Raw genomic sequence first — 19,715 nt, forward strand, 5'->3', positions numbered from 1 at the left:
CTCTCCTGTAAAGATGATTCACCCGGGGGACGACTAATCGTCATGCTCCCGGATGGCTAGAATTCACGATTCGGCCAGCGTCAACCGGGCCTTCGACCGATCATTGTAAAAGGATAGCCACCGATGAAATCTCGCGCCGCCGTTGCCTGGGAAGCTGGAAAGCCCCTCTCCATCGAGGAAATCGACGTCGCCGGCCCGAGGGCGGGAGAGGTGCTGGTCCGCATCGTGGCTACCGGCGTCTGCCATACGGATGCCTTCACGCTCTCCGGCGACGATCCGGAAGGCATGTTTCCGGTCGTCCTCGGGCACGAAGGCGGTGGCGTGGTCGAAGAGGTGGGCGAGGGCGTCACGACGCTGAAGCCGGGCGACCACGTCATTCCTCTCTATACGCCCGAATGTGGCGAGTGCAAATTCTGCCTCTCCGGCAAGACGAACCTCTGCCAGAAGATCCGTGTGACCCAGGGCAAGGGCCTGATGCCCGACGGCACCTCGCGCTTTTCGATGGGCGGCAAGCCGCTGCTGCACTACATGGGGACCAGTACGTTCAGCGAATACACCGTTGTCCCGGAAATCTCCCTGGCGAAAATCAATAAGGAGGCGCCGCTCGACAAGGTCTGCCTGCTCGGTTGCGGCGTCACTACCGGCATCGGTGCGGTGCTGAATACCGCCAAAGTGGAACCCGGCGCGTCCGTTGCCGTCTTCGGTCTGGGCGGTATCGGCCTTTCGGTGGTGCAGGGCGCGGTGATGGCGAAGGCGGGGCGTATCGTCGTGGTCGATACCAATCCGTCGAAGTTCGAGATGGCGAAGATGCTCGGCGCCACCGATTGCGTGAATCCGCGCGACTACCCGGACACCCCGATCCAGCAGGTGATTGTCGACCTGACGGATGGCGGCGTGGACTATTCCTTCGAGTGCATCGGCAGCGTCGACGTCATGCGCGCCGCGCTGGAGTGCTGCCACAAGGGCTGGGGCGAATCGATCATCATCGGTGTCGCCGGTGCGGGTCAGGAAATCCGCACCCGTCCGTTCCAGCTGGTGACCGGTCGCGTCTGGCGCGGTTCGGCATTCGGTGGCGTGAAGGGCCGCAGCCAGCTGCCCGGCTATGTCGAGCGTTATATGGGCGGCGAAATCAAGATCGATCCCATGATCACGTATACGATGGGGCTCGAGGACATCAACAAGGCCTTCGACCTGATGCACGAAGGCAAGTCCATCCGCTCCGTTATCGTCTACTGAGTCCCCCGATGAACGAAACGATCGAACTGATCCGCCGCTATTACGATGCGTTCAACCGGGCCGATTGGCCCGCCATGCTCGGGTTGCTTACCGAGCACGTAGCGCACGACATCAATCAGAGCGGGCGGGAGACAGGACGCGACACGTTCGCGCGTTTCCTCGAACGCATGAATACGAGTTACAGCGAACAGCTGAAGAACATCGTCATCATGGCCGACGCGACGGGTACCCGCGCCGCGGCCGAGTACGTCGTGCACGGTGTGTACAAGGCAACGGACGATGGCTTGCCGCTGGCGCAAGGCCAGTCTTATGTACTGCCGGGTGGTGCGTTTTTCGATGTGGTCGACGGCAAGATCGCGCGCATCAGCAATTACTACAACCTGGAAGAGTGGCTGGGGCAGGTAAGGCGCATCGACGTCGATTGAAGCCTGGGCTATCCAGTTTCCGCATCCGTTGTGGGAGCGCGCCTGCGCGCGAAAGCCAACGGAGCGATGAAACACGGTACTCACATCCGCAGCCAGATCTTCTGGCTGCGGATGCAAACCACAGCTTCATCGCTCCGTTGGCTTTCGCGCGCAGGCGCGCTCCCACAGGTATGTCGGGCGCTCGTCGAACCTTTACTTCGCCTTTCCGAACAACACCGCTCGCTCTTCGTCGCTCATCTGCGGCTTGGCCGAGTACGTATCGCGGCTGTCCACGTAAGCACGCTTCGTGGCCTCGCGTGCCGCGATGGTCTCGAACCAGCGACGCAGATGCGGATGCGCATCCAGGTCCTGTCCGTGCGCCGCGTGCGGGACGATCCAGGGATAGCTGGCGATATCGGCGATCGAATAGGTGCCGGCCAGGAATTCGCGGTCGGCCAGCCGCTTGTCCATGACGCCGTACAGGCGCGTGACTTCACGCGTGTATCGATCGATGCCATACGGCACGGGCTCGGGTGCGTAGACGCGGAAATGGCCGGCCTGTCCCGCCATCGGCCCGAGGCCGCCCACCTGCCAGAACAGCCACTGCAGCGCATCGAATCTGCCGCGTGTGTCGGCAGGCAGGAGGGTGCCGGTTTTCTCCGCGATATAAAGCAGGATCGCACCGGACTCGAAAATCGATATCGGTGCGCCGCCGTTCGTGGGCGCGTGGTCCACGATGGCCGGAATGCGGTTGTTCGGCGAGATCTTCAGGAAATCGGGTTCGAACTGTTCGCCCTTGCCGATATCGACCGGCACGATGCGATAGTCCAGCCCGGCTTCCTCGAGACACAGCCGGGCCTTGAGTCCGTTGGGTGTGCCCCAGTAATGCAGATCGATCATGGGTGGCTCCTTTGGGTTTGCATCGACATTGTGCCGACTTTGGCTTTTTCGAGAGGAACCAGTTCCGGGCGAAAGCCTTGAACCACCGCCTCGGCAGCCTCAGTAAGGGAAGCACAGTCGTTCAGCAGTCAGCTCATGCCCTATACGAATCCTTTCTACGATCCTTCCCGTCCGCATCACACGCCCACCGGTTTTCGCAATCTGGAGCCGAACACCCGTGTGTCCGGCGACCTGAAGCGCTGGCGGCGCGAACGTCGTGAAGCCGGGCTGCCGAAAGCACCGGAGAAAGGTTACGAAGACTTCGTCACGCGCTGGTGGCAACCGGCCGATTTCGCGACAGCCGGCGATGCGGCCTGGTGGCTGGGGCATGCGACCGTGCTGGTTCGCCGGGGCGGATTGCATGTCGTTACCGATCCGGTACTGTCGCGGCGCGCGTCGCCGCTGTCTTTCGCCGGGCCCGAACGGCGCACGCCCACGCCGGCCACGGTTGCGGATCTGCCTCGCATCGACGTGGTCATGCTGTCGCACAATCATTACGACCATCTCGACGGCCCGACGGTACGCGCACTGGTAAAGCGTTTCCCGGATGTGGCGTTTGTCGTGCCGCTTGGCCTGGGGCGCTGGTTCGCACAGGCCGGCATAGGCAACGTCCGCGAACTCGACTGGTGGGAAAGCACAACCGTGGCGGGTGCGACGTTCACGTTGGTACCGGCAAGGCACTGGAGCGCGCGTACGCCCTGGGACACGAACCGCACGTTGTGGGGCGGCTGGGTGATGGAGCACGAAGGCTTTCGCTTCTGGTTCGCGGGAGATACGGGCTATTCCGAGAAGCTGGCGGAGATCGCCTCGCGCCTGGGAACCATCGACCTGGCGGCTATCCCGATCGGCGCGTACGCGCCGCGCTGGTTCATGGGCGGTCAGCACGTCGATCCCGCACAGGCCGTCAGGCTGCATCGCGAGCTTGGCTGCGTCCGGTCGATGGCGATCCACTGGGGGGTATTCGAACTGGCCGACGAGTCCCTGGACGAGCCGCCCGAGCTGCTGGCCGAGGCGCTGCTGGCCGAGGGAATCGGACAGGACGATTTCCGTGCCCTGCGCATTGGCGAGCGGCTGGCGCTACGCGAAACGGACAGATGACGTGGTTTGCGTTCTAATGGCGGCCGCTCTGGTCTGAACGCGGAATCGTCATGCAGCTTCTGGAACTTCGCCTCGAAGGCGATTATGTCGAACTCAATCTGTTACTGAAGCTGGTCGGCGTATGCGACAGCGGCGGTGCGGGCAAGCGGCTGGTCGCCGAAGGTCTGGTGTCGGTCGACGGAACGGTCGAACTTCGCAAGACATTCAAGGTGCGCGCCGGGCAACTGGTCACCCTTGGCGATGTAGAGATCAGCGTTCTTCCCGAAATCGACTGACTACGCCGCGCCCTCACAAAAAAAGCCCGGCGCATGCGCCGGGCTTTTCGTATGGGCGCGGTTTACTTGCCCGAGGTCGACGTGGTCGCCGGGGCCATCGCGCCGCTGGAATCGGTCGCATCCTTCTTCATGGAATCGGCTTTCTTATGCTTTGCGTGCTTCGCCGGCTTATCGCTGGACATGGAATCTTTCGACATGCTGTCCTTGGACATGGAATCTTTCGACATCGAGTCTTTCGACATGGAATCGTGCGACATGGCCGAGGTAGCGGCTGCAGCTGGCTTGGAATCCTGAGCGATGGCGGCACCGCTCAAGGTCATACAGCCGAGCACCATCGAAAGCATCAGTTTATTGGTGTTGCGCATGACTATCTCCTAAAGAACTATGGCGCCTTGGTTGAAGCGATGCGCGGCGCGTAAGAGCATCGCATAAGCAAAGACCGGGGAATGCGTTGGATGCTGACGCTACCTTTTTCTTACGGTGTTTGCTGTTGCATGGCAGCAATTTCGAAGGTATTCGTTCAGGTGGCGGCGCAACCGTGAACGTTGCCCTACCGTCAGTGGAAGTCGCGCGAAACCGAGCCCATGACCGGCAACAAATCGCTGTAATCGTGTAGCGTGCGGGCCACCAGGTGACGCACGCCCTCGATCGATTGCCACTGGCCGTCGACGGCGAGCAGTACGGCTCCCAGCAACGCATGGCGGCAAGCCTCGGCGACCTTCGGGCGAACGACGACATTCACCTGCCCGGTTTCGTCCTCTAACGTCACGAAGGTGATACCGCTGGCGGTCTGGGGTCGTTGTCGAACGGTGACCAGTCCGGCATGACGGACCCACGCGCTGTTACGGACGTTGATCAGATCGCGCGCCTTGCGCACGCGCCGACCGTCCAGCCGGTGACGGATCAATCCGACCGGGTGTGCCTGCAGGGAAAGGCCATGCGTGGCGTAGTCCGCGAAGACGTTTTCGGCGAGGGACGGCGGCCGCAGCATCGGCCGTGCTTCGGACGCGTGGGTGCTATCGAGCAGGGGCAGGGCGCGCTCGATACCCGAACTTTCCCAGCGCGCGCGATGGCGGTGGCCGCTCAGCACCCGAAGAGCGCCGGCATCCGCGAGACGCTCGCGCTCGAAGCGGCTCAACGCGGCGCGCTGGCTGAGGTCCGCCAGATTCTGGAAAGGCGCCTCGCGTCGCGCGCTGGCGATGCGTTCGCCCAATGGCTGGGACAGGCCGGCGATCAAGCGCAGGCCAAGACGAAGCGCATGCGGATGGTCGGATCGCGACGTACGTTCGAGAGTGCAGTCCCAGTCGCTGGCGGTGACATCGGGCGGACGTACTTCGACGCCTTGCTGGCGCAGGTCCTGAACGAGTTGGGCCGGGGCGTAGAAACCCATCGGCTGGCTGTTCAGCAGCGCGCAGGTAAAAATCGCCGGGTAGTGGCACTTGATGTAAGAGGACGCGTAAGCGAGCAGGGCGAAACCCGCCGCGTGCGATTCCGGGAAGCCATAGCTGCCGAAACCTTTGATCTGATCGATGATCTGCTGGATGAATTCGTCGGGATAATCGTTTTTCGCCATCGCTTCACGGATGCGCGGCTCAAATTTCTCCACGCCGCCGCGGCGTTTCCAGGCGGCCATCGACCGGCGCAGATCGTCGGCATCGGAAGCCGAGAAATCGGCTACCACCTGAAGCAGCGACATGACCTGCTCCTGGAAAATAGGTATGCCGAGCGTGCGTTCGAGTACATCGCGCACGTTTTTCTCGTACACGATGCTCTCCCGCGGCAGTTTTCGCCGTTGCAGGAACGGGTGAACCATGCCGCCCTGGATAGGGCCGGGGCGAACGATCGCCACCTGGATGACCAGGTCGTAATAATTTGCGGGTTTCAGTCGGGGCAGCATCGACATCTGGGCACGCGATTCGATCTGGAAGACACCGACGGTGTCCGCGCGCTGGATCATTTCGTATGTGCGCTCATTGTCCATGGGGATGTCCGCCAGTTGCGGAAAGTCGACGTCGCGATGCTCGCGCAGCAGATCGAGGGATTTGCGCAGACAGGTGAGCATGCCCAGCGCGAGGCAATCCACCTTCAGAAGCTTCATCGTTTCCAGGTCGTCCTTGTCCCACTGGATGATGGTGCGGTTGTCCATGGCCGCGTTTTCAATGGGGACGAGCGAGTAGAGCGGCGTGTCGGAAATGACGAACCCACCCACGTGCTGGGAAAGGTGCCGTGGCATACCGCGAAGTTCTTTCACCAACTCGATCAGTTTGCGGATCGTACGACTGGAAACGTCGAAACCGCGTTCGCGCAGTCGCTCCTCGATAGGCACGTCGCCGTGTGCGTGGGAGTAGGCATGGCTTAGCTGGTCCAGCTGATCTTCCGCCAGTCCCAGTGCGCGGCCGATATCGCGCGAGGCACTCTTGCTCCGGTAGCTGATGACGGTGGCGGCCAGCGCGGCGCGTTCGCGCCCGTATTTATTGAAGACGTATTGCAGTACTTCCTCGCGCCGCTCGTGTTCGAAGTCGACGTCGATATCGGGCGGCTCGTCGCGTTGTTCGGAAATGAAGCGCTCGAAGAGCATGGCGGTCTGGGAGGGATTGACCTCGGTGATGCCGAGGCAGAAACAGACGACCGAATTGGCGGCCGAGCCACGACCCTGGCACAGGATCTCCTTGCTTCGCGCGAAACGCACGATGTCGTAGACCGTGAGAAAAAACGCTTCGTACTTCAGTTTCGCGATAAGCGCGAGTTCCTTCTCGATCAGGTCCAAGACTGACTTTTCGGGTCCTTCGGGCCATCGGCGCTGAGCACCTTCCTCGACGAGCCTGCGCAGATGATCCGGAGCTTCCAGCCCTTCGGGCACGAGTTCGCGCGGATATACGTAGTTGATCTTGCGAATATCGAAACCGCGACAGCGTGCGGCGACGCGCAACGTTTCGGCGAGTAATTCGCGGGGATAGATGCGGGCCAGTACCTCGCGCTTGCGCAGGTGGCGTTCGCCATTGGAAAACAGCGCATAACCGGCGTCGGCAACGGGGACATTCAGGCGGATGGCGGTCATGACGTCCTGCAATGAGCGCCGGCTCCGCAGGTGCATATGGACGTCACCGGCGGCAACGCAGGGAATATCGTGACGTCCGGCCAGCGCGAGCAGCGAGGCCAGTTCGGCGTCGTCGTGCTGACCGCGATGCAGTTCGACGGCCATCCATGCGCGGCTGGAAAAATGTTTCGCCACCCATGCCGCGTATTCGTCGTTCCGGCTGGCGCTGGGAGCGGCCGGTGAGCCCGGTATCCAGAGTACGCACAGTCCTTCGGCCAGGTTTTCCAGATCGGCGCGGTGAAGTTCGTAGTGCCCCTTGGGAGCGCGACGCCGGCCCTGCGTGATCAACCGGCACAGTTCGGTATAGCCGGCATGGTTCTCGACCAGCAGCACGACGACGGGACCATCGGTCAGGCGAAGTTCGCTTCCGACGATGAGGTCGACGCCGGTGGCCAGCGAAGCTTCCAGGCCGCGTACGATGCCCGACAGCGAGCATTCGTCCGTGATGGCCAGCGCTTCGTAGCCGATGTCGCGCGCGCGTTCGAACAGTTCGCGCGCACTGGATGCGCCACGCTGGAAACTGAAATCGCTGAGCGCATGCAGTTCGACATAACCGGGCAGTTCGGATACATCGTCGTTGGCGGGAGGCAGGTCCAGGGGAAACATCAGGCGAACCAGCCATGCAGCATCCATCCGTCCAGCGTGCCGGAAGGCAGATAAGCCCATGCGCGCTGTCCGTGCGCGGTGCGCACGATGTAATAGTCCCGGCGTGTGTCGTGGCCGTCCCACCAACCGCTTTCGATGCGTTCGGGCCCCGCCAGTACCGCGACGGGATCGGGACGCATGATCAACGGGCGAGGCAACAGCCATAGCGGCCGCCGCCGGCTTTCGGGAAGGACCAGCGTGGTGGGTGTGCCGTAACGCGACGCGCGCTCCGGGCGATGATCCGCGATGAGGGCGATCTGCCGTAGCGCGGCATCGCCAAGACGTGCGCGCAGACGTTCGTCCAGCGTGGGCCAGTCGAGGCCATCGCCATGCACCGGTTCGAACAGATCGCGTACGGGTGGGCGGAACATGGGTAATTGTTCGGCATGCAGTTCCATGCCGCGGGCCGGCGCCGGAAGCGTCGTGCGTTCCAGACGCGTGCGTGCCAGTTCGAACAGGCGTTCCGCATCGCGCTGCGGTGCGGCCATGGCGACCGTGACATGGGTTACTTGGCCACGGGCATGTTCGAGGGTAAGGACGAAGCGCTGCACGCCCCCATCGCGCGCGGCGAGCAGATTGGCCAGCGAGCGGGTCAGGCGGCGCAGCGGAAAGAGCAGTGGCTGACTGCCATCGAGCTCGCTGTCGAACTCGATGCGCTGGCGAAAATCGGCCGGAGGTTGCCACGCAGGCAGGACATGGGAAGTGTGACCGCGCAGGCGATCGAGCCATTCGATGCCGTCCCGTCCGATGCGTCGCGTGAGCTCGGGGCGGGGCAGGCGGAATACGTCGTCCATGCGCCGGAAGCCCATCGACGACAGTGCCTTGACCGTGGACGAAGGCAGGCCGCTCTGTGCGAGCGTCAGCGTGCCGAGCATACGAACGACACCTTCGGGCTGCGGCAACACCATGCCGTCGGAGGTGGCCGCGAAAACCCAGGCGGCCGCGGCGAAAGGCGCGGCCGCAATGGTATAGGCATGGCCTTGTGCCGCGAGCCCTTCCTTCAACCGTGCGGCCAGAACGGGCCAGCCGTCGAACAGGCGCAGGCTGGCGCCCGCTTCCATCAGCAGCGCATTCGGGGGAATCAGACTGACGTGTCCGCTGAACTGATAACACCATGCGGCCAGTTCGGCGAGCAGACGCGCTTCGGCGGCGCGATCGCGCGGACGCACGGCAAGAGAGGGGCAGAGCGCACGGGCGGCGGCAAGACTTTGTCCCCGCTTTACGCCTGCGTCGGCGGCTTCGGGGCTGACGGCGGCGATGACGCGCTTGCGCGCCCGGTTATCCAGTAAAGCGGAGGGGCCTGCCTCCGGTGTCGCGGCGAAGGCGGCGGAGAACGCCAGACCGGGAAACCGGAGGCAGGCCCAAAGCATGACCGCGTCGTCCTGGTGTCGAAGAACCCTGCGTCACGACGGCTACGAAATGTAAGCGTCATGACCGGATTCATCAGGCACGCATGCGCAGTAGCGGAGCGGTGGTGGTCAGCAGGCCGCGCGATTTGAGGACATCCACATATGTGGCCTCGTCGCTGTTGCTGACCTTCAGGCGTAGTGCCGCGGGGCTGTTGTGCGCGGCATGTTGCGCCGGCCGGAAAATCATCGCGCAGGCATCGCCGCTTTCGGCGGCCAGTTGCAGGCGGCGCAGGCTGCGGTAGTCGATATCGGGCAACCAGCCGACCACGGCGCCGCAGCAGCCCGAGCGCAGGCATTGCTCCATGCTCCATGCGGCTTCGGTGGAGCCGGCGTGGATTTCGTGCAGGAAGCGCAGGTCGACGCCGGCGGCCACGAGGGCGGGTGCGTAGGGCAGGTAAGGCGGCGCGACGAAGATGACGCGGCGGTGTTCCTGGGTCAGCGTCGCGAGGGCGGGCATCACCAGATCGAGTTCGCCCAGCCCGTCGTGTTCGAACAGGATTTCGCTGAGTGCGCCCTGCGGCCAGCCACCACCGGGCAGCTTCGCATCGAGCGATTCCCAGCCGGTGGGCAGCGCGCGGACGCGCGGCTGTCGCTCGGCGGAACGGCGCCAGATACCTGGATGGTCGAGAACCTGGGCGAGAGTCGGTGCGGCGATGGCGTTCATGGTCAGGTCCTGCGAATGATGCCGACGTAACGCCCTTCGATGGCGAACGCGTGGCGACGGGGGTCGACTTCGATCGGCTCGAAATCGGGATTGGCGGGCATCAGAAGCAGCTTGCCCCGCTCGTGTTTCAGACGCTTCACCGTGACTTCGTCGTCCAGCCGGGCAACGACGATCTGGCCGTCGCTGGCGGTGGGCGTGCGATGCACGGCGAGGAAATCGCCGTCGAGAATGCCGACGTCGCGCATGCTCATGCCCACGACGCGCAGCAGATAATCGGCGCGGGGACGGAACATGGCCGGATCGATCTCCAGCTGCGACTCGATGTTTTCCTCGGCGAGGATGGGCGAGCCCGCGGCGACGCGACCGATCAGCGGCAATTCGTTGCCCGGTATGCGCGGGGACATCGTCAGGCTGGCGGGCAGACGCAGACCGCGGTGCTGGGGCGAACGTTCGATGACGCCCTTGCGGACCAGCGACTCCACGCAGGCCTGCGCCGAACTGTGGCTGGGAAAGCCGAGGGCATCGGCGATCTCGCGCAGTGTGGGCGGCAGTCCCTGCAATTGCAGGTATTCCTGCAGGAAGGCGAGGGTCTTTTGCTGACGGTCGGTAAGGGTGGGGGTGGCCATGTGTACAAATGTACGTACATGGCGGGGGCGATGCAATAGGCCATTTCGATGCGTTTTGCTATTGCACGTTTATGCATGATTTCGTACATTGATGCGCATTCGTCTCCGCGAGTCTTTCCATGATTGCCCCTGCCGCACGCGCTACCCGACTTATTTTCCTGCTCTCCGGCATCGGCATGGCCAGTTGGGCCCCGATGGTTCCTTACGCCAAGGCGCGCCTTGGACTGGACGATGCGAACCTCGGACTGGTCCTGCTGTGCATGGGCTGCGGCGCAACGGCTGCCATGCCGCTGGCCGGATTCCTCACCCATCGCTATGGCAATCGCAATGTCATCGGGATCAGCGCCTTGCTGCTCTGCATCGCGCTGCCGCTTCTGACCGTCGCCTCGTCGGCGGTGTGGCTCGGCGTCGCGCTGGTGTTTTTTGGCGGATCGCTGGGTGTCGTCGACGTGGCCATGAATGCGCATGCCGTCGATGTCGAGAAACATGCCGGGCGTCCGCTGATGTCGGGCTTCCATGGATTGTTCAGCGTGGGCGGTCTGGTCGGTTCGGCGGGCATGGCGGCCCTGCTGCGCGCGGGTGCGCCGCTGGGCGCTTGCGCCGTCGCGGTGTCCGTCCTGCTGCTGGCGATCGTCGCTACTCAATGGAAGCACCTGCTCGCGCATATCGACGACGATGCGACGCATGGGCACACGATCTTCCGTATGCCGTCGGCCGCTGTCCTGCTGCTGGGTTTCCTGTGCCTGATCGTGTTCCTGGCCGAAGGCGCGATGCTCGACTGGAGTGCCGTTTTCCTGCGTTTCTCGCGTGGCTTCGACGTGTCGACCGCAGGTATCGGTTACGCCGCATTCTCCGTGGCGATGGCGACGGGGCGTTTGCTGGGCGACCGGGTTACCGCGGTCGTCGGGCCGGTGACGATCGTGCGCATCGGCAGCCTGATCGCAGCCATCGGCTTCATCGTGGCGACGACGCTGCCATGGGGCTACGCGGGTCTGCTGGGCTTCGTGCTGGTGGGTATCGGGGCTTCCAACATCGTGCCGGTACTTTTCAGCGCGGCGGGACGCCAGCCGGGTACCTCGGCGGGTATCGCCATCGCGACCGTCACGTCGCTGGGTTACGCCGGCATGCTTGCCGGTCCGGCCGCCATCGGTTTCGCGGCCCACGCCAGCAGCCTGCCCATCGCGCTCTTCGGCATCGGCGCACTGCTTCTGCTTGTTACCCTGAGCGCGAACATCGCGCGCCGCTAAGGAGATTCCCATGCATTCCAACCATAAACGCGATGTGGTGATCTTCGATTTCGGCGGCGTGCTGATCGACTGGAATCCGCGTTATCTGTACCGCAAGCTGTTCGGCGACGACGAGGCCGGCATGGAACGCTTCCTTGCCGAGGTGACCACGCCCGAATGGAACCTCGCCCAGGATGCCGGTCGTCCGTGGGACGAAGCGGTCGAGGCGCTTACCGCGATCCATCCGACGCACGGCGAACTGATCGCCGCGTTCCAGCATCGTTGGGAAGAAACCCTGCGTGGGCCCATCGACGATAGCCTGCATATCCTGCGCGAACTGAAAGATGCGGGGCATCCGCTTTACGGCCTGACCAACTGGTCGCAGGAAACGTTCCCCATCGCTCGCGAGCGCTTCGATTTCCTCGAATGGTTCGACGGCATCGTCGTGTCGGGCGAGGAAAAGATGATCAAGCCCGACGAGCGGATTTATCGCATCCTGCTGGAGCGCTACGACATCGATCCCGCGCGTGCCGTCTTCATCGACGACAACGCGCGGAATGTAGAGGCTGCCGAAACCTTCGGTATCCACGGCATCCATTTCCACACGCCGGCGCAGCTGCGTGCGGAACTGGTCGGCCTCGGGTTCCTGCCGAAATGAATACGCCTGTCGATGTTGCGTTGCCCGGCGAACGCCAGCGGCTGATCGTCGATCGTCTGAATCGCGAGGGCAGAGTGATCGCGGCCGACCTCGCCGTGGAGTTGCGTGTGTCGGAAGATTCGATCCGGCGCGATCTGCGCGAGCTTTCGGCGCAGGGGCTGTGCAAACGTGTGTATGGCGGTGCATTGCTGATGGGGCAGGTCGCGCCCCTCAGCGTACGGCATACCGAAAACGCGGAGCTCAAGCGCTCGCTCGCGCAGATCGCGGCCGGACTCGTCGGTAACGGACAGATCATCTTCATCGATGCCGGTTCGACGAATACCGCGATCGCTTCGGCACTGCCCGAGCATCGCGATCTGACCGTGGTCACGAATGCGCCGGACGTTGCCGCCGCTGTGCTCGGCCGTCCCGGCTTCGAGGTTCTGCTGCTGGGAGGGCGGATACATCCGAAGATCGGTGGCGCCATCGGTTCGCTGACGGTTCGTCAGGCTCAGGGTATTCGCGCCGATCTGTGTTTCCCCGGCATCTGTTCGATCGATCCGGTGCATGGCCTGTGGACGTACGACACCGAAGAGGTGGTGCTTAAGCAGGCGATGATCGAAGCCAGTGGCGAGACGATCGCGGTAGCTACCCCGGACAAGCTGATTGCCGCGGCGACGCATTTCACGGCACCGGTGGGGGCGATCGCGCATCTGGTGGTGGCGGGCGGTACGGATGCCGTTACGGTCGAGGCGTACCGGGCGGCTGGGGTATCGGTGCATCTGGCGTAGTCGCCCATCGAGATCGCAACGATTGAGGGCGATGTCCTCGAGGTTGCAGGACGTGCTGAATCACCGTTATCGCGATAACCCACTGCACCGCACCGGGCTCCTGCCTGCGCGGGAGCGACGATGAAGGGCCGATGGTCGTCGCGCTTATCGTCTCCCTCCTGAATCGAGCAAAAAAAACGGCGGGCTTCGAGCCCGCCGTTTTCGTATCGCTCTCAGTGGCTTTTTCAGCCAGCCTTTTTCTTGGCCAACCGCAACCATGTATCCACCACCGTATCCGGATTCAGGGATACCGACTCGATACCCTGTTCCATCAGCCATTCGGCCAGATCCGGATGATCGGACGGGCCCTGGCCGCAGATGCCGATGTACTTGCCCTTGGCGCGGGCCGACTGGATCGCCATCGACAGCAGCTTCTTGACGGCCGGATCGCGCTCGTCGAAGAGGTTGGCGACGATGCTCGAATCGCGGTCGAGACCGAGGGTCAGCTGCGTGAGGTCGTTCGAGCCGATCGAGAAGCCGTCGAAGATGTCGAGGAATTCGTCGGCGAGCAGTGCGTTCGACGGCACCTCGCACATCATGATGACCTTCAGGTCGTTCTCGCCCTGGGTCAGGCCGTTCTTCTTCAGCACTTCGATGACCTTGCGGCCTTCGTCCAGCGTGCGCACGAACGGAATCATGATCCACACGTTTGTGAAGCCCATTTCTTCGCGCACGTATTTCGCCGCGCGGCATTCCAGCGCGAACGAATCGGCGAAGCCGGGATCGACGTAACGGCTGGCGCCGCGGTAGCCGATCATCGGGTTCTCTTCGTGCGGCTCGTAGCGCGAGCCGCCGAGCAGGCCGGCATATTCGTTCGACTTGAAGTCGGACAGACGCACGATGACCGGTTTCGGATAGACCGAGGCGGCGATGGTGGAGATGCCTTCCGCGAGGCGGTCGACATAGAACGTGACCGGATCGGCGTAGCCGGCGATACGCGCGTCGATGCGTGCCTTGATTTCGGCGTCCTGCTTCGCGTATTCGAGCAACGCCTTAGGATGCACGCCGATGTGGCTGGCGATGATCATTTCCAGACGGGCCAGGCCGATACCCGCGTTCGGCAGCATGCCGAAGTCGAAGGCGCGTTCCGGGTTGGCCACGTTCATCATGATCTTCAGCGGCGCTTCGGGCATGTGACCCAGATCGGCCGTGATGCGGTCGAACTTCAGGATGCCTTCGTAGATCGTTCCGGTGTCGCCTTCGGCGCAGGACACGGTGACGTCCGCACCGTCGGGAATGGTTTCCAGCGCGTTACCGCAACCCACGACGGCGGGTACGCCGAGTTCGCGCGCGATGATCGCCGCGTGGCAGGTGCGGCCGCCGCGGTTGGTGACGATCGCGGCGGCGCGCTTCATCACCGGCTCCCAGTCGGGATCGGTCATGTCGGCTACCAGCACGTCGCCGGGCTGCACTTTGTTCATGTCGGCCAGCGAGCGGATGACGCGCGCCTTGCCGGCGCCGATCTTCTGGCCGATGGCGCGACCCTCGGTGAGGATCTTGCTGCGCTCGTTGAGCTGGAAGCGCTCGAGCGTGGTCGTGGTGGAACGCGATTTCACGGTTTCCGGGCGGGCCTGCACGATGTACAGCTTGCCGGTGTGGCCGTCCTTCGCCCACTCGATGTCCATCGGGCGGCCGTAGTGCTTTTCGATGACGAGCGACTGCTTCGCCAGTTCCTGCACGTCGGCATCGTCGATGCAGAAGCGGTGGCGGTCGGCGGCCGGCGTTTCCTCGATGCGCACGCGCTCGCCGGGCTGGTCGGAGTAGACCATGCGCTGCTGCTTGGCGCCGAGGCTGCGGCGCAGGACGGCCGGCTTGCCCTGGTTGAGCGTGGGCTTGAAGACGTAGAACTCGTCCGGATTGACGGCGCCCTGCACGACCATCTCGCCCAGGCCGTACGAGCCCGTGATGAAGACGACGTCGCGGAAGCCGGATTCGGTATCCAGCGTGAAGAGCACGCCGGAAGCGCCGACGTCGGAACGGATCATCAGCTGCACGCCGGCGGACAGGAAGACGTCCTCGTGCTTGAAGCCCTGGTGGACGCGATAGGCGATGGCGCGATCGTTATAGAGCGAGGCGAAGACTTCCTTCACCTTGTGCAGCACGTCGTCGATGCCGACCACGTTGAGGAAGGTTTCCTGCTGACCGGCGAAGGAGGCATCCGGCAGGTCTTCCGCCGTGGCGGAAGAGCGCACGGCGACGGCGATGTCGTCGCTGCCGGCATCTTTGCAGAGCTTGATATAGGCGTCGCGGATCGCCTGTTCCAGATCGGCGGGCAGGGCGGTGTCCACGATCCAGCCGCGGATCTCCTTGCCGCCCTTCACCAGTTCGTCGACGTTGTCGACGTCGAGCGTCGCCAGACGCTCCTGGATGCGTTTCGCCAGACCGCTCTTTTCGAGGTAGGTCTGGAAAGCGTCGGCCGTGGTGGCGAAGCCGCCCGGCACGGAAACCCCAAGTTTCGCCAGATTGCCGATCATTTCGCCAAGGGAGGCGTTCTTGCCGCCTACCTTGCCGAGGTCGGTCATGCGCAACGCGTCGAGCCAAAGCACCAGGTCGCTCAAAGGAAGTTCCTCAAAGGGTCGTCAAAGGGTTTGTCGAAAGGCCGGCGTACGGGCCGCGCGAATAAAGTCCTCTATTGTCGGGGGCCGGGAGCCCGCGAAACAAGGCGCGATGCACAAACGTTCAGCCGCTGTGCGGCTAAACGTTTACGCGCTAAGGTGCCACCACAGAGGCCCGATCCGGATCGTTCCCGATGCGCAGAACCGTTTTCTTCATTTCCGACTCTACCGGCATTACCGCCGAAACCATCGGAAACAGCATGCTGGCCCAGTTCGAAGGGGTGCAGTTCGATACCCATCGGCTGCCCTTTATCGACAATCCGCAGAAGGCGGAGGCGGCCGCGCTGCGTATCAAGACCAAGTACGCCCAGGATGGCCAGCGACCGATCGTGGTGAATACGATGACCTCGCGCTCGCTGTGCGACATCGTCGGGGGCAGCGGCGCGCTGATGCTGGACGTCTTCGCCCCTTTTATCGACCCGCTGGAAGAGGAACTGGGCGCCAAGCGCTCCGGTGCGGTGAACCGTTCGCACGGCCTGGTGGATTTCGAGCGCTACGAGGCGCGTATCAATGCCACCAACTACGCGCTGGCTCATGACGACGGTCTGGATGTGGATTACAACGAGTCCGACCTCGTCCTGATCGGCGTTTCGCGCTCGGGAAAGACGCCGACCTGTCTTTACATGGCCTTGCATTACGGTGTCTGTGCCGCCAATTATCCGCTCACGGACGACGACCTCGACAAGCTGGAACTGCCGATGCGTCTGCGCCCTTATCGCAGCCGGCTGTTCGGTCTGACCATCGACCCGAACCGTCTGGCGCAGATTCGCGAGCAGCGCCGCCCGGGCAGCCGCTACGCCACGCTGAAGCAGTGTCGCTGGGAACTGGAACAGGCCGACAAGCTGATGCGCAGGGAGAATATTCCCGTACTGAATACGACGCATACGTCTATCGAGGAGATCTCCAGCAAGATCTTTGAATACCTCGGCATCGAACGCCATATGTACTAGTAAAGAGGCAACAGGAGTCCTTGTGACCGAAGTCATCGAACGCCCTTCTTCGTCGCTGCTCCCGGGACGCTTCGGCTTCCTGATGGGGCTGTATGCGGAGAATTACCACCGGCTGGCGCGACTGTTCGCACCGCAGCGGCTGGCGCAGGGCACGTATGTGTCCGACGTGGACGATGGGCTCAAGGTCCGGTTGCAGATCCAGGAAAGGCATCCGTATACGCTGGAACTGGAGCTGACCTACGACTTCGTCGATGAGCAGACCGGTCAGCCTTCGCCCTCGGCCCAGTTGCGGATGTACACCGATGCCCATGTAGCGGAAGCGCTGCATTGCCATCCGGGACGCCGGTTGTGGCAGGTGCTGGGTCCCTTTCCGGCGGCGGATACGGTGTTTCAGCACCGGCTCCGGATGAACGGGTTCCTGAGTCGCTGGCTGGAATACCTGGCGGAGCAGGGGCATTCGATCGGGACGCTGGAGCGTATACCGGATTCAACGGACTAAGGCAGAAGGGCCGGCTCTCTGTGGGGAGCGCGCCTGCGCGCGAAAGCCGACAGGGCGACGAAGACGTATGCTCGCCTTCGCGAACCCATATACCAGGCCACGAACACCACGCGCGGTATCTCCGCTTCGTTGGCTTTCACGAGCAGGCGCGCGCCCACAGAGGGGTGTTGGTAACCGGGTGCATTTCCTGCAGACGAAAAAAAACCCGCTAGAGGCGGGCTTTTCATCGAAAAGTAAGTGGCGGAGCGGACGGGACTCGAACCCGCGACCTCCGGCGTGACAGGCCAGCATTCTAACCGACTGAACTACCGCTCCGCATTTACTTCCATCTTCCAGCGTACAAACCAACTCTCTACATCACACGTCTTCGCTGTTCCGAAGAAGTGGCGTCCCCACGGGGATTCGAACCCCGGTCGCCACCGTGAAAGGGTGATGTCCTAGGCCTCTAGACGATGGGGACGTATAGAGTTGGTGGAGCCAGCCGGGATCGAACCGGCGACCTCCTGCATGCCATGCAGGCGCTCTCCCAGCTGAGCTATGGCCCCGCCGCTGGAAGCCGCAAAGAATAGGGCGGGGCCTGGTCTTCGTCAAGCATTCGTTACACTTTTTTTCGAAAAAATTTCACACAAATAGGAATGATCAATCGTGGCGCGTATTTAGGTTCGCGCGCCTCGCGTCGATGCGGCGAGAAATTTTTAATGACGTACCGGGTCCGGGTGCGTCCGCAATGCGAACGCAATTGTTAACCTGTCCCTTCGCAATAAGGGATGCGCATGCACGAACTCGTTTTCATCCAGGATCTCGCCACGGTGATGCTTGTCGCCGGGCTTACCACCGTTTTGTTCCAGCGTCTGCGCCAGCCGGTCGTGCTCGGCTACATCATCGCGGGCTTGTTGATCGGACCGCACACGCTGCCGGTCATCTTCATCCATGAAGAGCAGACGATCCGTACGTTGTCCGAACTTGGCATGATCTTGCTGCTGTTCGCGCTGGGCCTCGAGTTCAGCCTGAAGAAACTTCGCGCCGTCGGCGGCGCCGCCCTGGTCGCGGCGTTCGCGGAAATCGTGCTGATGGTATGGATCGGTTACGAGATCGGCCGGTTCTTCGCCTGGTCGGCGATGGACTCGCTGTTCCTCGGCGCGATGCTGTCGATTTCCTCGACCACCATCATCATGAAGGCGCTCGAGGACCTGGGGCTGAAGCGCGAGCGTTTCGCCCAGCTGATGTTCGGCATCCTGATCGTCGAAGACCTGCTCGCCATCGTCCTGATGGCGCTGCTTACCGGTATCGCCAGTACCGGCGGCGTCGAAGCCGCCGATGCTTTCGCCGCCGTTGGCCGGCTGGGGCTGTTCATGGCGGTGTCGCTGGTGGTCGGCCTGCTGCTGGTACCGCGCGTGGTCGACTACATCGCGCGCGTCAGCCGCAACGACGTGCTGCTGGTTGCCGTACTGGGCATCTGCTTTGGCTTCTGCCTGCTGGTGACCGAGCTGGGTTACAGCGTCGCGCTGGGCGCTTTCATGATCGGCGCGATCGTGGCCGAATCCGAAAGCGTGGCGCGCGTCGAGCGCATCATCATGCCGGTGCGCGACATGTTCAGCGCCATCTTCTTCGTCGCCATCGGCATGTTGATCGACCCGGCGTTGCTGATGGAATACGCATGGCCGATCTTCATCGTCACCATCGCGGTCGTGGTCGGAAAGGTGGTGACCTGCAGCTTTGGCAGCTTCGTCGCCGGCAATGACGGCCGGACATCGCTGCGGGTCGGCATGGGTCTGGCGCAGATCGGCGAATTCTCGTTCGTCATCGCGTCGCTGGGTCTCACGCTCAAGGTCACCAGTAACTTCCTCTACCCGGTCGCGGTCGCCGTGTCGGCTCTCACGACCTTCCTTACGCCGTACCTGATCCGCGGATCGGACCCGTTGGCGGGCTTCCTGTCGCGGCACCTGCCGGGGCGGGTGACGGGCGTGGCCAATGCCTATACGGACTGGATGGGCAATCTGGGGCTGTCGGGGCAGGGCGCCATCGTCATGAAGATGATCCGCCGCCTCGTATGGCACGTGATCATCAACATGATGCTGGTGATCGCCGTATTCATCATCGTCGCCTTCGCCTATCGGCGCGGATTCCTGCACCTGGATTTGCTGGCCGGCCAGCCGACCGTCAAGCGCAGCCTGGCCTGGTCGCTCGCGGCACTGCTGTCGTTGCCGATGATTGTCGCTGCCTATCGAAAGGCGGGCGCACTGGGCATGCTGCTGGCGGAGCTGGGTATTCCCGAGCGAGTAGGCGGGGCGCGAAATTTTGCGATCCGCAGCATGCTCGCCCGGATCATTCCCGTGATGGTCATGTTGATCCTTGGCCTGCTGGTGGCCGCGCTCGCCTCTACGATCCTTCCGCCGCGCGAAGTGGCACTGGTCATCGTGGCCATCGGCATCGGCCTCACATGGCTGTTATGGCGCGTACTTGTTCAGGTTCACGCACGGCTTCAGGCGGCGCTGCGGGACACGCTGGACAAACCCGGGCACGCTCCGGAGGAATAAGCAGCCCGCGATGAACTATTTCTTGTGA

Annotated in this window: 17 protein-coding genes and 3 tRNA genes; 10 read left to right on the forward strand and 10 right to left on the reverse strand. The window is 63.0% G+C overall.

The window, feature by feature from the left end; genetic code table 11:
• Nucleotides 1-123 precede the first annotated feature (123 nt).
• Both EC912_RS02410 and EC912_RS02415 read left to right on the forward strand, forming a co-directional pair.
• Nucleotides 124-1,236, forward strand: coding sequence for an S-(hydroxymethyl)glutathione dehydrogenase/class III alcohol dehydrogenase (locus tag EC912_RS02410; RefSeq protein ID WP_132141533.1), 1,113 nt, complete (start codon nt 124-126; stop codon nt 1,234-1,236).
• 8 nt (nt 1,237-1,244) lie between these two features.
• Complete coding sequence (locus EC912_RS02415) at nt 1,245-1,661, forward strand: ketosteroid isomerase-related protein (protein ID WP_132141534.1); 417 nt, start codon at nt 1,245-1,247, stop codon at nt 1,659-1,661.
• Nucleotides 1,662-1,853: 192 nt separating this feature from the next.
• On the opposite strand, the gene EC912_RS02420 is transcribed toward EC912_RS02415, so the two are convergent.
• Nucleotides 1,854-2,540 carry a glutathione S-transferase N-terminal domain-containing protein gene (locus tag EC912_RS02420; protein ID WP_132141535.1) on the reverse strand — a complete coding sequence of 229 codons (687 nt, stop codon included), beginning with the start codon at nt 2,538-2,540 and terminating at the stop codon, nt 1,854-1,856.
• A 135-nt stretch (nt 2,541-2,675) separates the two neighbouring features.
• On the opposite strand from EC912_RS02420, the gene EC912_RS02425 reads away from it, so the two are divergent.
• Nucleotides 2,676-3,677: an MBL fold metallo-hydrolase gene (locus EC912_RS02425; RefSeq protein ID WP_132141536.1), complete on the forward strand. Its 1,002-nt coding sequence runs from the start codon at nt 2,676-2,678 to the stop codon at nt 3,675-3,677.
• A gap of 50 nt (nt 3,678-3,727) precedes the next feature.
• Nucleotides 3,728-3,952: an RNA-binding S4 domain-containing protein gene (locus tag EC912_RS02430; protein WP_132141537.1), complete on the forward strand. Its 225-nt coding sequence runs from the start codon at nt 3,728-3,730 to the stop codon at nt 3,950-3,952.
• A gap of 62 nt (nt 3,953-4,014) precedes the next feature.
• Here the strand turns inward: EC912_RS02430 and EC912_RS02435 are convergent, their stop codons facing one another.
• The 5 genes from EC912_RS02435 to lexA form a co-directional block, all read right to left on the reverse strand.
• The gene (locus EC912_RS02435) at nt 4,015-4,317 is read right to left on the reverse strand and encodes a pentapeptide MXKDX repeat protein (protein ID WP_132141538.1); all 303 of its coding nucleotides are present in this window, start codon (nt 4,315-4,317) and stop codon (nt 4,015-4,017) included.
• 191 nt (nt 4,318-4,508) lie between these two features.
• Complete coding sequence (locus tag EC912_RS02440; protein ID WP_428993070.1) at nt 4,509-7,715, reverse strand: error-prone DNA polymerase; 3,207 nt, start codon at nt 7,713-7,715, stop codon at nt 4,509-4,511.
• On the reverse strand, nt 7,655-9,064 hold the full coding sequence (locus tag EC912_RS02445; protein ID WP_132141539.1) for a Y-family DNA polymerase: 1,410 nt from the start codon (nt 9,062-9,064) through the stop codon (nt 7,655-7,657). The genes EC912_RS02440 and EC912_RS02445 overlap by 61 nt, the downstream gene beginning before the upstream one ends.
• A 73-nt stretch (nt 9,065-9,137) precedes the next feature.
• Complete coding sequence (gene imuA, locus EC912_RS02450) at nt 9,138-9,767, reverse strand: translesion DNA synthesis-associated protein ImuA (protein WP_132141540.1); 630 nt, start codon at nt 9,765-9,767, stop codon at nt 9,138-9,140.
• Nucleotides 9,768-9,769: 2 nt separating this feature from the next.
• Nucleotides 9,770-10,393 carry a transcriptional repressor LexA gene (lexA, locus tag EC912_RS02455; RefSeq protein ID WP_132141541.1) on the reverse strand — a complete coding sequence of 208 codons (624 nt, stop codon included), beginning with the start codon at nt 10,391-10,393 and terminating at the stop codon, nt 9,770-9,772.
• 119 nt (nt 10,394-10,512) lie between these two features.
• On the opposite strand from lexA, the gene EC912_RS02460 reads away from it, so the two are divergent.
• The 3 genes from EC912_RS02460 to EC912_RS02470 are packed head-to-tail and all read left to right on the forward strand — an operon-like array spanning nt 10,513 to nt 13,047.
• On the forward strand, nt 10,513-11,640 hold the full coding sequence (locus tag EC912_RS02460) for an MFS transporter (RefSeq protein WP_132141542.1): 1,128 nt from the start codon (nt 10,513-10,515) through the stop codon (nt 11,638-11,640).
• Nucleotides 11,641-11,650: 10 nt separating this feature from the next.
• Nucleotides 11,651-12,277, forward strand: a complete 627-nt coding sequence (locus EC912_RS02465; protein WP_132141543.1) for an HAD family hydrolase — start codon at nt 11,651-11,653, stop codon at nt 12,275-12,277.
• Nucleotides 12,274-13,047: a DeoR/GlpR family DNA-binding transcription regulator gene (locus EC912_RS02470; RefSeq protein WP_132141544.1), complete on the forward strand. Its 774-nt coding sequence runs from the start codon at nt 12,274-12,276 to the stop codon at nt 13,045-13,047. The genes EC912_RS02465 and EC912_RS02470 overlap by 4 nt, the downstream gene beginning before the upstream one ends.
• 224 nt (nt 13,048-13,271) lie before the next feature.
• Here EC912_RS02470 and ppsA read toward each other — a convergent pair whose 3' ends face one another.
• A complete protein-coding gene (ppsA, locus tag EC912_RS02475; protein WP_132141545.1) occupies nt 13,272-15,644 on the reverse strand; it encodes a phosphoenolpyruvate synthase in 2,373 nt (790 codons plus the stop codon).
• Nucleotides 15,645-15,835: 191 nt separating this feature from the next.
• Here ppsA and ppsR point away from each other — a divergent pair, with 191 nt between their 5' ends.
• A complete protein-coding gene (gene ppsR, locus EC912_RS02480) occupies nt 15,836-16,651 on the forward strand; it encodes a posphoenolpyruvate synthetase regulatory kinase/phosphorylase PpsR (RefSeq protein ID WP_132141546.1) in 816 nt (271 codons plus the stop codon).
• Nucleotides 16,652-16,733: 82 nt separating this feature from the next.
• A complete protein-coding gene (locus EC912_RS02485) occupies nt 16,734-17,150 on the forward strand; it encodes a DUF1249 domain-containing protein (RefSeq protein ID WP_132141874.1) in 417 nt (138 codons plus the stop codon).
• 238 nt (nt 17,151-17,388) lie between these two features.
• On the opposite strand, the gene EC912_RS02490 is transcribed toward EC912_RS02485, so the two are convergent.
• The 3 genes from EC912_RS02490 to EC912_RS02500 form a co-directional block, all read right to left on the reverse strand.
• Nucleotides 17,389-17,465 (reverse strand) — tRNA-Asp (locus tag EC912_RS02490).
• Nucleotides 17,466-17,534: 69 nt separating this feature from the next.
• Nucleotides 17,535-17,610, reverse strand: a tRNA-Glu gene (locus EC912_RS02495).
• 9 nt (nt 17,611-17,619) lie between these two features.
• Nucleotides 17,620-17,695 (reverse strand) — tRNA-Ala (locus EC912_RS02500).
• 228 nt (nt 17,696-17,923) lie between these two features.
• Here EC912_RS02500 and EC912_RS02505 point away from each other — a divergent pair.
• A complete protein-coding gene (locus EC912_RS02505) occupies nt 17,924-19,687 on the forward strand; it encodes a cation:proton antiporter (protein WP_132141547.1) in 1,764 nt (587 codons plus the stop codon).
• Nucleotides 19,688-19,715: the final 28 nt, after the last annotated feature.

This window comes from Luteibacter rhizovicinus (genome assembly GCF_004342265.1).
In the GTDB taxonomy this organism is placed as follows: Bacteria; Pseudomonadota; Gammaproteobacteria; order Xanthomonadales; family Rhodanobacteraceae; genus Luteibacter; species Luteibacter rhizovicinus_B.

Coding starts and splice junctions, on each gene's coding strand:
- EC912_RS02415 (WP_132141534.1), top strand. CDS start 1,245: ATGAACGAAACGATCGAACTGATCCGCCGCTATTACGATGCGTTCAAC.
- lexA (WP_132141541.1), bottom strand. CDS start 10,393: ATGGCCACCCCCACCCTTACCGACCGTCAGCAAAAGACCCTCGCCTTC.
- EC912_RS02445 (WP_132141539.1), bottom strand. CDS start 9,064: ATGCTTTGGGCCTGCCTCCGGTTTCCCGGTCTGGCGTTCTCCGCCGCC.
- EC912_RS02410 (WP_132141533.1), top strand. CDS start 124: ATGAAATCTCGCGCCGCCGTTGCCTGGGAAGCTGGAAAGCCCCTCTCC.
- EC912_RS02440 (WP_428993070.1), bottom strand. CDS start 7,715: ATGGGCTTATCTGCCTTCCGGCACGCTGGACGGATGGATGCTGCATGG.
- ppsR (WP_132141546.1), top strand. CDS start 15,836: ATGCGCAGAACCGTTTTCTTCATTTCCGACTCTACCGGCATTACCGCC.
- EC912_RS02460 (WP_132141542.1), top strand. CDS start 10,513: ATGATTGCCCCTGCCGCACGCGCTACCCGACTTATTTTCCTGCTCTCC.
- EC912_RS02420 (WP_132141535.1), bottom strand. CDS start 2,540: ATGATCGATCTGCATTACTGGGGCACACCCAACGGACTCAAGGCCCGG.
- imuA (WP_132141540.1), bottom strand. CDS start 9,767: ATGAACGCCATCGCCGCACCGACTCTCGCCCAGGTTCTCGACCATCCA.
- EC912_RS02505 (WP_132141547.1), top strand. CDS start 17,924: ATGCACGAACTCGTTTTCATCCAGGATCTCGCCACGGTGATGCTTGTC.
- EC912_RS02465 (WP_132141543.1), top strand. CDS start 11,651: ATGCATTCCAACCATAAACGCGATGTGGTGATCTTCGATTTCGGCGGC.
- EC912_RS02485 (WP_132141874.1), top strand. CDS start 16,734: ATGGGGCTGTATGCGGAGAATTACCACCGGCTGGCGCGACTGTTCGCA.
- EC912_RS02470 (WP_132141544.1), top strand. CDS start 12,274: ATGAATACGCCTGTCGATGTTGCGTTGCCCGGCGAACGCCAGCGGCTG.
- EC912_RS02425 (WP_132141536.1), top strand. CDS start 2,676: ATGCCCTATACGAATCCTTTCTACGATCCTTCCCGTCCGCATCACACG.
- EC912_RS02435 (WP_132141538.1), bottom strand. CDS start 4,317: ATGCGCAACACCAATAAACTGATGCTTTCGATGGTGCTCGGCTGTATG.
- EC912_RS02430 (WP_132141537.1), top strand. CDS start 3,728: ATGCAGCTTCTGGAACTTCGCCTCGAAGGCGATTATGTCGAACTCAAT.